This window comes from Epilithonimonas bovis DSM 19482 (assembly GCF_900108115.1).
Taxonomy (GTDB): Bacteria; Bacteroidota; Bacteroidia; order Flavobacteriales; family Weeksellaceae; genus Epilithonimonas; species Epilithonimonas bovis.
On record NZ_FTPU01000028.1, the window covers coordinates 25,475 to 38,777 of the forward strand.

12 protein-coding genes and 1 pseudogene are annotated in these 13,303 nt (G+C 38.7%); 5 read left to right on the plus strand and 8 right to left on the minus strand.

What is annotated here, in order from left to right:
• Window position 1: 1 nt before the first annotated feature.
• Together B0B05_RS11665 and queA are read right to left on the minus strand one after the other, a co-directional pair.
• The gene (locus tag B0B05_RS11665; RefSeq protein ID WP_076783815.1) at window positions 2–862 is read right to left on the minus strand and encodes an NHL repeat-containing protein; all 861 of its coding nucleotides are present in this window, start codon (window positions 860–862) and stop codon (window positions 2–4) included.
• 213 nt (window positions 863–1,075) lie between these two features.
• Window positions 1,076–2,125 (minus strand): tRNA preQ1(34) S-adenosylmethionine ribosyltransferase-isomerase QueA, encoded by a 1,050-nt coding sequence (gene queA, locus B0B05_RS11670; protein ID WP_076783816.1) that lies wholly within the window; start codon window positions 2,123–2,125, stop codon window positions 1,076–1,078.
• A 241-nt stretch (window positions 2,126–2,366) separates the two neighbouring features.
• Here queA and B0B05_RS11675 point away from each other — a divergent pair, with 241 nt between their 5' ends.
• A complete protein-coding gene (locus tag B0B05_RS11675) occupies window positions 2,367–4,181 on the plus strand; it encodes a DUF349 domain-containing protein (RefSeq protein ID WP_076783817.1) in 1,815 nt (604 codons plus the stop codon).
• Between the two features lie 139 nt (window positions 4,182–4,320).
• Window positions 4,321–6,177 carry an endonuclease gene (locus B0B05_RS11680; RefSeq protein WP_076783818.1) on the plus strand — a complete coding sequence of 619 codons (1,857 nt, stop codon included), beginning with the start codon at window positions 4,321–4,323 and terminating at the stop codon, window positions 6,175–6,177.
• Between the two features lie 48 nt (window positions 6,178–6,225).
• Here the strand turns inward: B0B05_RS11680 and B0B05_RS11685 are convergent, their stop codons facing one another.
• Both B0B05_RS11685 and B0B05_RS11690 read right to left on the minus strand, forming a co-directional pair.
• Window positions 6,226–6,435, minus strand: a complete 210-nt coding sequence (locus B0B05_RS11685) for a hypervirulence associated TUDOR domain-containing protein (protein WP_076783819.1) — start codon at window positions 6,433–6,435, stop codon at window positions 6,226–6,228.
• 27 nt (window positions 6,436–6,462) lie between these two features.
• Entirely contained in the window at window positions 6,463–7,158 is a 696-nt protein-coding gene (locus B0B05_RS11690) for an SMUG2 DNA glycosylase family protein (protein ID WP_076783820.1), read from the minus strand.
• Between the two features lie 193 nt (window positions 7,159–7,351).
• Here B0B05_RS11690 and purC point away from each other — a divergent pair, with 193 nt between their 5' ends.
• The 3 genes from purC (at window position 7,352) to B0B05_RS11705 (ending at window position 10,347) form a co-directional block, all read left to right on the plus strand.
• Entirely contained in the window at window positions 7,352–8,074 is a 723-nt protein-coding gene (purC, locus tag B0B05_RS11695) for a phosphoribosylaminoimidazolesuccinocarboxamide synthase (RefSeq protein WP_076783821.1), read from the plus strand.
• 19 nt (window positions 8,075–8,093) lie between these two features.
• Window positions 8,094–9,605 (plus strand): amidophosphoribosyltransferase, encoded by a 1,512-nt coding sequence (purF, locus tag B0B05_RS11700; RefSeq protein WP_076783822.1) that lies wholly within the window; start codon window positions 8,094–8,096, stop codon window positions 9,603–9,605.
• A 322-nt stretch (window positions 9,606–9,927) separates the two neighbouring features.
• The gene (locus tag B0B05_RS11705) at window positions 9,928–10,347 is read left to right on the plus strand and encodes a nucleoside-diphosphate kinase (protein WP_076783823.1); all 420 of its coding nucleotides are present in this window, start codon (window positions 9,928–9,930) and stop codon (window positions 10,345–10,347) included.
• 192 nt (window positions 10,348–10,539) lie between these two features.
• Here B0B05_RS11705 and rpe read toward each other — a convergent pair whose 3' ends face one another.
• The 4 genes and pseudogenes from rpe to B0B05_RS16615 form a co-directional block, all read right to left on the minus strand.
• Window positions 10,540–11,190 carry a ribulose-phosphate 3-epimerase gene (gene rpe, locus B0B05_RS11710; RefSeq protein ID WP_076783824.1) on the minus strand — a complete coding sequence of 217 codons (651 nt, stop codon included), beginning with the start codon at window positions 11,188–11,190 and terminating at the stop codon, window positions 10,540–10,542.
• Window positions 11,191–11,432: 242 nt separating this feature from the next.
• The gene (locus B0B05_RS11715) at window positions 11,433–12,416 is read right to left on the minus strand and encodes a C-type lectin domain-containing protein (RefSeq protein WP_143746009.1); all 984 of its coding nucleotides are present in this window, start codon (window positions 12,414–12,416) and stop codon (window positions 11,433–11,435) included.
• Entirely contained in the window at window positions 12,400–12,975 is a 576-nt protein-coding gene (locus B0B05_RS17225) for a C-type lectin domain-containing protein (RefSeq protein WP_084173947.1), read from the minus strand. The genes B0B05_RS11715 and B0B05_RS17225 overlap by 17 nt, the downstream gene beginning before the upstream one ends.
• Before the next feature lie 22 nt (window positions 12,976–12,997).
• A pseudogene (locus B0B05_RS16615) lies at window positions 12,998–13,303 on the minus strand (IS5/IS1182 family transposase); the annotation flags it as partial.

Consider the following 13,303-nt stretch of genomic DNA (forward strand, 5'->3'; position numbering starts at 1 on the left):
GTTATTTCAGTTTTAATTGATAGAGGTTTCCGGTGTGTTTTTTATCCCCTTCGTCGGTCATAAGGATCGTATTTTCATCTTTGAAGCAGAGCCCTTCTTTCTGCGTGTGATGATTAAGTTCTATTTTTTCTACAGTTCCCGAGAGAAAATTATTTCCCTTCCAGTTGGTGAAAATCCAGACTTTGTCAGAACTCAGAATGGCTACTTTATCTTTATTCGGGCTGATGTCAGCACTCGTAACAGCACAATGGTTGAACTGGTCGCAGGTTACAAAGCTCCCGATTTTTTTTGCTGCAAATTTTTTGCTGCTATCGTTGTCAACCTCATATAATACGGTGGTTCCGTCGAACTGGGAACTTCGGTTTTTTGTGAAGAGATAGAATTTGTTATTGTGAAAAAAGAAAGATTCTACATCAAAAATACGTTCTTTTTTCTTTGGTGGGAATTCCGTTTGTTCGGGGTAATAAAACTGGATTATCGATTCTGCCTGGGCTTCATCTTTTGTTAAATCCGAAGCGTTGATTTTATAGATGGCCAGGTTTTGCCGGTCGTTCTCATTATTTCCAAAATCTCCGATATAAATGTTCCCTTTGTCGTCAGAAGTCAAATCTTCCCAGTCGTTATTTTCAACATTGGAAATAGTAATTTTCCTGATTAATTCACCTTTTTCATTAAAACCGAAAAGAATATTATGGTTATGATTATCTTCAATCGTCCAGATCAAAGGAGACGCTTTTGATATTTCACAAGCCGAAGCTTCTTTAAGCTGTTTCGGGAGTTTGCAGATGACAGAGAAATTATCCTGCGATTGGGAGCAGGAAAGCGTAATAGAAAATAATGCTAATACAGAAAGTGCTTTCATAGGATGAAATTAATGAAATTTGTTCAAAATGAATCCATAAAAATCACAAAAGAACCAAATTGAATAAAGATTTTAAATGTTGAAAAAAGTAGAATTCTATGTTCTGATTAAATATTAAAAAGAAATCCAAATCAAAACCTTTGTTACTTTGTGGTTTAAGCAAAAAAAAATGCGCAACCAGAGCTGCGCATTTTAATTTTCAAAATTTAATTCTTAAAGGATTAGCATGGCATCTCCGTAAGAATAGAATTTATATTTTTCTTTGATCGCTTCTTCATAAGCTCTCATGATAAAATCTTTGTTGGCAAACGCCGCAATCATCATAATCAACGTAGATTTGGGCGTGTGGAAGTTGGTAATCATTGCATTGGCCACACCAAAATCATGCGGCGGATAGATAAATTTGTTGGTCCAACCTCTATAGGCAGAGATTTTTTTGTTGGATGATACCGATGTTTCCAAAGCTCTCATTGTAGTTGTACCTACAGCGCAAACTCTGCGCCCTTCCTCAACCGCTTTGTTGATAATAGCAGCATTTTTCTCATCAATAATAGCTTCTTCAGATTCCATTTTGTGCTTGGAAAGATCTTCAACCTCGATAGGGTTAAAAGTTCCCAAACCAACGTGAAGCGTGATTTCTGCAAAATCGATCCCTTTGATCTCCATCCTTTTCAAAAGATGCTTGGAGAAGTGCAAACCTGCGGTAGGTGCTGCAACAGCGCCTTCTACTTTGGCGTAGATGGTCTGGTAACGTTCTGCATCTTCCGGCTCAACTTCTCTTTTGATGTATTTTGGCAATGGTGTCTCACCCAGTTCGGTCAGTTTTGCACGGAACTCTTCGTAAGAACCATCAAATAAAAATCTAAGTGTTCTGCCTCTGGATGTAGTGTTGTCTATAACTTCGGCAACCAACGATTCGTCTTCGGTAAAAAATAATTTGTTGCCAATTCTGATTTTTCTGGCTGGGTCTACCAATACGTCCCAAACGCGGGTTTCTGCATCAAGTTCTCTTAATAAGAAAACTTCGATTTTTGCGCCTGTTTTTTCTTTGTTCCCGAATAATCTTGCAGGAAAAACTTTGGTATTGTTAAAAATGAAAAGGTCTTTTTCATCAAAATAGTCAATTACATCTTTGAAAAGACGGTGTTCTATCGTTTCGGTTTTTCTGTCAAGAACCATCAGTCTTGCTTCATCGCGGTTTTCCGATGGGTGTTCTGCCAATAGTTCTGCTGGCAAATCAAAATTGAAATCAGATGTTTTCATAAAATTTACGGATTTTATTTTTTAGGGCAGGTATGTGGCCTGCAGGTTAAATTTCTTCGAGCGGCAAAGATACGATATCAAAACCCCTTTGTCAAGTAAATGGCAGTTTTTAAATGGTCTGTAAAATAAAATCGGTATTTTTGGTTTTTTTAAAAATTCATACTTAATATTTGGTTTTTTCTGCGAAAAACAGTTAATTTAGTGCGTTTAAAAGTAGTTTTTATCATTAATTAGCCTTGTTATGAATATTGAAAATGAAAATCCTGAGAAAGAGAATTTGATCACGGAAAGTAATGTTACTGATAATCAGCAGTTAGAAGAGACTTCTCCGGAAGCGAATGCTGAAACAGAAACCAATTCTCAACATCCGGATCCGGTGCATGTGGAAGAAGATTTTTCTCTGCTTTCGCCAAAAGACGCGCTGGATGAGATGGAAAATATTATTAACAAAGCCGATGCCGCTACTTTTGCAAAACGTTTTAATGCACTTAAAGAACAGGTAACACAGAAATTATCAAATGAAATAGAAGCTAAAAAACAGGAATACCTTGCTCAGGGAAATGCAGAAGAACATTTTGATTTTCATCATCCGCTAGCTTCAAGATTGTCTGCGATCGTCAATATTTATAAAGAAAAATTAGACACTTTTCATAAAGCGCAGGAGGTCGAACATCAGAAAAACCTGGATGACAGGCTGGCCATTATAGAGCGTTTGAAAAATCTCTATACGAGTTCTGAACCGGGTACCAATCTTTTTAAAGCGATCAGAGAGATCAAAGAGGCTTGGGGCAATGCAGGTCAGGTCGCCAAATCGGAATTCAAAAATCTTAATAACAATTACTTCCATCATCTTAAGATGTTCAACGAGATGCTGGATCTTAATAAAGAATACCTCGAGCAGGAATTTTCCCATAACCTGGAGAAAAGGCATCAGATCATCCAAAGGGCAAAAGAACTGCTGGATGAGAAAGTCGTGCAAAAAGCACTTAACGAGTTGCAGTATCTTCATAAATTATGGAAGGAAGAGGCTGAGCCGGTTGCAGAGGAATTTCGTGAGAAAACGTGGGATGAGTTTAAAGAGATTTCTAACAAAATCCATGAGAGGAAGTCTGAGCTGATCGCTGTAATGGAAACTGAGCAGCAGGACAACCTTGAAAAGAAAACCAAGATTATAGAGGAGCTTAAAACGCTTGCTGCACCGCAAAATATTAATCATTCTTACTGGCAGCAGGCGATCAAAAAAGTAGAGGACCTAAGATCCGAATTCCTAAAATTAGGCGCAGTACCAAAAAAGGTATCCAATCAAAACTGGACCGATTTTAAGCAGACACTCCGGGATTTTAACACTGCTAAAAATGATTTTTATAAAAATCTGAAAGGCTCTCAGATCCAAAACCTTGAACAAAAGCAGGCATTAATAAAAACAGCTCAGGACAATATGAATTCTGAGGATTGGGAGACCGTGGTTCCGCTTTTCAAAAAACTTCAGGAAGACTGGAAAACCATTGGCCATGTCCCAAGAAGCCAGGCTAACAAGGTTTGGGATGATTTCCGGGATGCCTGTAATACTTTTTTCAAGAATTACAGAGACAAAAATAATGTGGCCGGTGACAACTGGAAAGAAAACTACAAAAATAAAAAAGCACTGCTGGATGAGCTTAAGGCACTGACGGATGAGGATGGCACCATAGAAAAAATTGAAACCATCAAGAACAGCTGGAATGCCATAGGTAAAGTGCCAAAAGATAAGCTGTCGATTAATACGGACTTTAATAAAACCTTGCGGGAAAAACTCAAACTCAACAAAATCAATGAGTTTGACCTTAAGGAGGAAAACCTGTCAGAAAGCCAGCTAACGGATAAAGCCAGAAAGGTTAAAAACCAGATTGCCGATCTTGAGGCAGAGGTGGTACAGTTGGAAAATAACCTCTCTTTCTTCAGTTCGCCAAACAGGGATAATCCATTGCTGAAAGATACTTACGAGAAGCTTGATAATAAAAAAGAGCAGTTGGAAAGCCTGAAGCACACACTGCATAATATCATAACCGGAGAATAATAGTTGGTTATTAATAGATTAAATCCTCTTTTACAGAGGATTTTTTTGTTGTAAATAATTATTAATATTAAAAATCAAAATATATTAAAGGATCTTATCAAAAAATAATAATTTTAGCCTCTGTTATAATAAACTAAATATGATTAAAAATATACTGGCTGCAATACTACTGATTCCTTTATTTTACAATGCTCAGGCTCCTGAATCTTATTATCAGGGTACGGAAGGATTAAGCGGATATGTGCTGAAAAGTAAGCTGCACGATATAATTGCGACAAAAAATTATAATTATCACTACGATGATCTCAAAACCTTGTACGGACAGACCGACATAGATAAGTATTACGATTATAATGCTGATAACACCACATACTTGTTGGATATCTATTCTAACAATCCAAATGGTAGTACGGCTTACCATTATACACTTAATAATATTGTGAGCGGTGCCGACGCCGAAGGTCTCGGCTGGAACCGGGAGCACATGATGCCGCAAAGTTCTTTTAATAGTGCTTATCCAATGTATTCGGATCTGTTTTTTGTGGTTCCCACAGATGCCAGGATCAATCAGCTGAGAAGTAATTATCCTTATGGCAAAGCGGGCTCAACAGTTTATTATACTTTTACCAACGGATCAAAGCAGGCTTCCAACGGAACGCCCAATGCCACTTACAAAGGAAGGGTTTATGAGCCTGTTGATGAGTTTAAGGGCGATGTCGCAAGGTCTCTGCTGTATTACGCTGTGCGGTATGAGGGTAAACTGGGTTCCTTTAATTTTACAACCAATGTAGCTGATCCTTCAAAAGATCAGAATCCGCTGGATGGCACCGAGGAAAAGGCTTATGAAGACTGGTATATTGCTATGCTTATGAGCTGGAATGCCCAGGATCCGGTTTCTCAGAGAGAGATTGACAGGAATAATGCGGTTTACAATCTTCAGAAAAACCGAAATCCCTTCATTGATCATCCGGAATGGGTGGGACTTATCTGGGATCAGACGTTGAGTACCACAGCGCCATCTGCGCCTTATCAACTGAAATTGGAAAGAAATTCTGCGTATTTTATTAACCTCAGTTGGCAACCGAGCCCGGATAATAGTGTTATTGGTTACAGGATTTATCTGGATGGTGTTTTGCTCGGCGCAGCAAAAAACGGTTTTTTTACGGCAGATCATCTGACGCCCAATACCACTTATAATTTTACAGTTAAAGCCTATAACAATGCTTATCTGGAAAGTGCGCAGAGCAATACGGTCAGCATTACGACTTTAGAAAATGATATTTTTGCAAAGGATTTGCAGATTACCAAATATATTGAAGGATCTGATAATAACAAAGCTTTAGAAATTACAAACAAAACCGGACACAGTGTAGATTTAACAAGATATAAATTAAGCATCCAGCAGAAAATTACTAATTATTTCTTTGCAGAACCATCAGAGTTGGAAGGCAAAATTGAAGATAACAAGAGCTTTGTAGTTATCAATCCGAATTCTGTTTTAAGTTGTCTTAATCCTGCAGATGCTGCGTTTGTGAGCAATGCGCCGGCTCTCAATTTTACGGGAAGCCAGTATGTGGAATTGTCATATAAATCCACAACTATTGATGCGATTGGCTCTAAAGGTGTTGACAATACCAATGCCAACCAATCACTTTACAGGAAGGCGGAAACTATTAACCCGACTTCAGTATTTAATGGTAATGAATGGACTTCTTACGCTTCGGATTACTGTCTTGGTTTGGGGTCTTTAGCGGTTAATGACATGGCAAACCGTCCAAATTTTGGCATCTACCCAAACCCTGTTATTGATAAAATCCATATTAAAGGAAATACTGAAACTATGAGATCGGCAAAAATTTATGATCTTTCTGGTAAGTTGATCAAGGCTGTTCAGGATCCTTTTGATACAGAGAATTCGATAGATGTACGCACTCTTCCGCAAGGCAATTATATTTTAAATTTAGACGGAAAATCAATAAAGTTTATCAAAAAATAAACAGATATTCAATCAACGAAGAAAGCATCTCTTTTTAGGGATGCTTTTTTAGATTTTAGTCAATGCTGAGCCTTTGTGTGCCGCAATGTGATCGGATTTATCACTTTTGATTTCATATTGCGGATCTTCTTCGGTAGCATGATGCGTGTAACCTTTGTAATCAAAGTTTTCCGTATGGATTTTTATAATGGTTCCGGAAACGTGACCCGCTTCTGAGTTCCAGCTGACTTTGTCGCCAATTTTGAATTTTGTTTTCATAATGATGTATGAATGTCAATAATGAGGTTAATACTTTCCGTTTAAGGTCAGGATATATTTGTCAATGTAGAGTTGTTTCTCCTTTGATTTGTACTGTTGGATATAGCGCGGATGTTCCAGGATTTTAATTTGATCAAACAGTTTGGCTTCACGGTTGAGTTTTTGGATAAACTCTGCATTTTTTTTCCCAAGAACAAAAACCGTTGATGTGTCAAGTCCCATACTGATATGCTTTTTGAGTGAGTCTGTCATAAAGTTTTTCACCATTTCAAAAAGGGTTTTATCATCATAATAATTAGCATTGACCCAATTGTTGTCTTTGTTTTTCCGGATAATTGCCAGCGGAAAAGGAGAGTTGATATAAAATGTGCTGTAAAACTTCTCGGCACCGCCAAAAGCTTCAATCATATCATAAATGAAAACCGAAGAAACTTCGTGGGTGTGGGCAGATTTCATTTGGATTCCGCAAACATCTTTCAGCCGTTTTGTATCAGTGAAAGGAACGCCCGTTACACCCGCACCGTGCCTGCTGGGATTGATCCCGATGATGAATTGGCGCTGCTTTTCGTCATTATAATATTTGTGATAAAACCGTTTCATCACATCCATCGTTTCGGGATTGTCCAGGTAAGGATTGAGAACCCTGAAGCCTTCGGGAAGTTCCCCGTTATAGTTCAGATTTTTATTAAACTCAATGACTTTGTCACCAAATGTCTTTTGCATAAACGTTTGTTTTACCGCTTTGATTCACCAAAATTAATACCTAAAAGTGCTTCTTTACAAGGATTTTTACAGAATTAATAATCCTTTCAAAAAGAAATATAAAATTCGTAAATTTGTGCATAAATCTAATCGTAAAAAGTTTAAGCGGAAACTGTGTCAATCACGGATTTTGTTTAATAAAATGAAAGTAATTATGAGTCAAAAGAAAGAAATGCTTTACGAAGGTAAGGCTAAACAGGTTTTTGCTACAGACAAACCTGACGAAGTGGTGGTACGTTACAAAGACGATGCAACTGCTTTTAACGCCCAAAAACGCGGGCAGTTTGATAGAAAAGGCGAACTAAATAATGCTATTTCTACATTAATCTTCGGCTATCTTGCAGAGAACGGTATCCCAACCCACTTTATCGAAAAACTTGATGATAGGGAGCAATTGGTGAAAAAAGTGGACATCATTCCGTTGGAAATGGTGGTGCGTAATTACGCGGCAGGAAGTATGGCCCAAAGACTGGGTGTGGAAGAAGGTACCAAATCACCGGTAACTATTTTTGACATCTGCTACAAAAAAGATGAATTAGGCGATCCGTTGATTAATGATTATCAGGCAGTATTTTTAGGTGCGGCAACTTTTGAGGAACTTAAGGAGATGTATGCCTTAACCGATAAGATCAATCAGTTGCTGATAACTTTGTTTGATAAGATGAATGTAATCCTTGTTGATTTCAAGATCGAATTGGGGAAAACTTCGGATGGCAAGATTGTTTTGGCAGACGAGATTTCCCCGGATACATGCAGACTTTGGGACAAAGACACCAAGAAAAAACTCGACAAAGACAGGTTCCGAAGAGATTTGGGAGAAATAACAGAAGCTTATGTTGAGATTTATAACAGATTGCAAACTGCTTTAGAAAAATAAAATCCGAGAAATAATTAAAATGGATTTACAATTTCAAAAATACAGCACACTACCAAAATACGCCTTCCAGAACAGATATCAGGATTTTGAAGACAGCAAGCATCTTTCCAGGGAAGAGTTGGGGAATTATCCCTTCGATAAGATGGAGGAGGAGTGCGGCGTCTTTGGACTGCATTCAGACGAAAACATGGATACCTTTTCCCTGTCACAGTTTGGGCTCTTCGCTTTACAGCACCGTGGTCAGGAAGCATGTGGGATAGCGGTTGGTAATAAGGGGAAGATTTTTTCCGTAAAAGACGAAGGTCTTGTTTTGGACGTTTTCAAAACAATAGAAGATCCAGAACAGTTTATGGGAAGCTCTGTTATTGGGCACACGCGATACACAACTGCAGGAGATAAAAAGAAATATAATTTTCAGCCATTTTTTGCGAAAAACGAATATGATCAGATCATCCTTTCCATAGCGCATAACGGTAACCTTACAAATGCCAAACAACTCAGGAAAGAACTGGAAGACGAAGGCGTGGTTTTCCGTGCGACATCAGATACCGAAGTGATCTTAAGATTGATTCAAAAAAACCTTGATCTCGGTCTACGTGGCGCAATAAAAGCCACAATGGAAAAGATAGAAGGAGCTTACTCGGTAGTCGGGATTACAAGAAATAAATTTTTTGCATTTCGTGATTTTAATGGCATCAGGCCATTGGTCTTGGGAGCTATAGATGAAAATACCTTTGTTGTCGCCTCAGAAACCTGTGCTCTGGATGGGATTGGCGCGCAATATGTCCGCGATATTTTGCCCGGAGAGATTGTGTATACCAGTGATAACGAAGAAGGTTTGCAATCCTATCTTGTAAAAGACGATTGCGTAAATAAGATCTGCGCCTTCGAGTATATTTATTTTGCAAGGCCTGACTCTACATTAGAAGGGATCAACGTTCATGAAGTTCGCGAAAAATCAGGTATGAAGATCTGGGAGCAGGCTCCTGTTGACGCTGATATCGTGATTGGTGTTCCGGATTCCGGAGTTCCTGCAGCCATTGGTTTTTCCAAAGCTTCAGGTATCCCATTCCGCCCGGTTTTGATAAAGAACCGCTACATTGGCAGATCGTTCATTATACCGTCTCAGGAGATGAGAGAACATTTTGTAAACCTCAAGCTCAACCCGATTATCTCAGAAATGAAAGATAAAAGAGTCGTCATTATTGATGATTCTATTGTACGTGGAACCACTTCAAAACGTCTGGTGAAGATTCTTAAGAACGCGGGTGTTAAAGAAATCCACTTCAGGAGCGTGTCGCCGCCAATTGTAGCGCCATGTTTTTTAGGGATTGATACGCCGACAAAAGATGACCTGATCTCTGCCAATATGACCAAAGAAGAACTAAGGAAATACCTGGATGTGGATAGTTTAGAATTTTTGACAGTCGATAATTTGATTAACATTTTAGGTTCACCAAACCACTGTTTCGGATGTTTTACAGAGAAATACCCTGTAGCCAATCCTGAAGCCGTGGATCTGTTTGAATAAGATTGTCGGTTCTCTGCCTGTTTACACAGAGTTTGTAAATTTTTCTTAGGCTAAATTGTTATAATATTAAGTATAAAAAGCGTCAAAACAATTTTTTGTTTTGGCGCTTTTTCTTTGTAAAACATTGCTTGTTTTAAACAAAAAAACCCCAACCGAAGTTGGGGTAAAAACTAATAACCATGAAAACTCAAATTAAACATGAGAATCGAAATTAATGAAACAAATACTGTGCCAATAACTCGACTCCTTTGAAAAGAATTTCCGATTACAAATCTAAGGAAAAAAATTGTAAATTCGCAGTTCTAAAAAAAATAATTTAATAATGTCAGGAAAAATCACATTTACCATGATTAAGCCAGATGCCGTTGCAGATGGACATATTGGTGCGATTCTTGGGAAAATCAGTGAGGCTGGTTTTAAAATCAAAGCCTTAAAATTAACGCAGCTAACTGTAGCCGATGCCAAAAAATTCTATGAAGTTCATGCAGAGAGACCTTTTTACGGAGAATTGGTAGACTTTATGTCTTCCGGGCCGATCGTTGCAGCTGTTCTGGAAAAAGACAATGCTGTAGAAGATTTCAGAACTGTAATTGGGGCAACCAACCCTGCTGAAGCAGCAGAAGGTACAATCAGAAAGCTTTTTGCAAGAAGCATTGGCGAAAATGCGGTTCACGGATCTGATTCTGATGAAAATGCGCTTATAGAAGCTCAGTTCCATTTTTCAGGAAGAGAGATTTTCTAATACATTTCCCGGAAATGTCATACATAAAAAGCTGTCAGATTTTGACAGCTTTTTCCGTTTTTTCTGGAACTGGCCCCGATGTTAACGGCATCCTTTTTTGTAATTGTGCTCTATAACATCCTTTTTTTGACAAAGGCTCTGCCGTCATTATAAAAAAGATACAATGGACAGCGGGATGAAGCTCCCCATTATTTAGATTTTCAGGAGTTCTATGGTTTTTTCAGGATTTTCTGATGAGAAAACAGCATTACCTGCAACCAAAACGTCTGCACCGGCATCAAAAAGCCTTGAGGCATTATCCAGATTAACGCCGCCATCTACCTGAATCAATGCTGTAGAATTGTTGCCTAAAATCAAATCTTTAGTCTCACTGATTTTTTTATAAGTGTTGTCAATAAATTTTTGCCCGCCAAATCCGGGATTGACACTCATCAGCAAAACCAAATCCACATCAGAGATAATGTCTTCCAAAAGCAAAACAGGCGTAGCAGGATTAAGTACAACACCCGCTTTTGCGCCTTTGTTCTGAATCTGGTGAATCACCCGGTGCAGATGCGTACATGCCTCATAATGGACGGAGACAAGGTCCGCGCCGTGTTCTATGAATTCTTCTACATATTTTTCGGGTTCTACAATCATCAGGTGGACGTCCACAAATTTTTTGGCGTGCTGCTGGATCGTTTTCATCACGGGAAATCCAAAAGAAATGTTGGGAACAAAACGCCCATCCATCACATCTACATGAAGCCAGTCTGCCTGAGAATGATTTAGCATCTCTATGTCTCTTTGCAGGTTTCCAAAATCAGCAGACAAAAGGGAAGGTGCTATAAGCTTGTTTTTCATTTTTACGATTTATTTGAACGATTTTTTTTGTCTTTTTGTCAGTTTAATTCTCAACTATGATGATTTTTGCAATATTAATTTAACAGGATTGCGCAACATATCATAAAAACACAAATGTATAGAAATCAAATATTCTGTCATAAAAATCTGCAATATTAATGATCAAACTTATGCTTTATGTTTAGAAAAATAAGAAGAAGGAGCAATTTATTTTTCAGGCTGGTTTCTTGATGATTTGAAAATTACTGTTCAAATTCAATGATTATTTCAGAAAATGGTCCTGCCCAGCCACCAGAGCCACCGGCATTGCAGTTATTGTCATTCCATGTTCTGCTTCTTCCTGCGTCAACAGAAGTAATATGCGTACATCCTTCGTTACCTCCGGTATTATTTGGCTCGCTTGGGTTGTTACCTCCGGTAAAATAATGTTGTATATATGGTAATGAAGCGACGTCGCCCCAACTAACCCTGGATTTTTCTCCGGTAATCCATGTAAACTCAGTTGTATTCCCCGAATATTTAATTTTATTATAACCAATCCAAATGTGGCTGGCCAAATTATATCCTGTTGTGTTTTCGATGAGGTTGGTTCTTGCCCAGTTCCATTCAGCCGTGGAGGTGAAAGTTGCCAGATAACCACCTCTGCTTTTTGCAGCGCTGAAAGCCTGAGCCCAGTTCATGCCTGCGTTGTAATTGGTATCGTTAACAGTTCCCTTTCTAAAGGCGCAGTACCAGTTTCCGTTACCTCCGCTGGCCTGTTTCCACTGCTTGCAACCAAGACCCGTGAAACTAAGGCCTCCATCTGTAAAAGATGCGCTGTTATGGGTCCCATTTGGAGTATAACCCAAGATTGTGGGGAAAACACCATTGGTTACGACATTAACTTCTGTATCATCAGCAAAAGGATACCATCTGCTGGTTTTCCAGTAGTAGTAAGATGGTTTCAGTTCGGTGTCTGTGTCTCCGCTTAATGTCGTGGTATTAAAAACAATCAACCCGTCGGTAGGTAAGGGTATTGTAAGTGCGTCGGTACGGCTGATTAAGGCAACGTTAGGCCCTTCGAAGCCTTTGTCTGTTGCAACAACATCAAGCACTGCAGAAGCATCCGGATTGTCTGTCCCAATTCCAATATTCTTATTCTGGGACTGCGCAAAAGTGCAGATTATGGATGTTATTATTAATGTAAAAAGTTTCTTAGGTATCATCATCTTAGTTAGTAAATTCAATGATTAGATTTGTGTAATTTGGGGTTGTGCTACACGTGGCAGAGTACCATTGACGCGAACTGTTGGTTGAACTGTTGGCAATATAAGCACATTTGGAACTATTGTCTGTTGTAGCCTCAACGGGTTGGCCGCTGGCAAAGTGATCTTGTGTTGAGGCTGAATTGGCCCAAAACATATCCCAGGTCTCTCCCGTAATAAATTCGTATTTGTTAACCCAACTGCTATTGCCGGGTCTTCTGACTTTTACATACCCTAACCATATGTTTTGGTTAAGAACAGGTCCGCCTAATCCCAAGCCATCATTGATAATATTACTTAAGACAAATGCCCACTCATTCTCAGCGGTGACCGTTAAAAGATAACCATTAGAACTTTGTGCAATATTATAGGCTGCACCAAAATCAATAGGATTATTGATGGTATAGGCGCAATAGCTATGGCCGTTGCCTCCTGCTGTTTTTTCCCATTTTTTGCACCGCTGTTTTGTTGCAGTATTGCTTCCAGTGGTGATCGTAGCCGGAGCTGCTGATCCGGAGGCTGTTGGATTATATCCTAAAATATTTTGATTAACTAGTCATTCCTTAAAAAGCTAATTTTTCATTTTGAAAATTATACTTGCCTAAGAAGATTTTGAGAACAACTTCGAGCCAAAAAAGAATTTGTTGTTTGATTTGGTTCAATCTCATCTTCAAATTGTATCCAATCCCTGCTAATAGGGCGTTATGAATATCTCCAGCCACTCCTTTAAGGAAGTTTAATCCTAAGGAGTGGTTTCTTTTTAAATGTGAAATACAGGGTTCTATTGCTGCTCTTGCACGGAATCTTAATCTTGCAACTTGCTGCCCATATCTTGTTTTTTCTTTTTTTGTGGGAAGCAGAATTAAGGT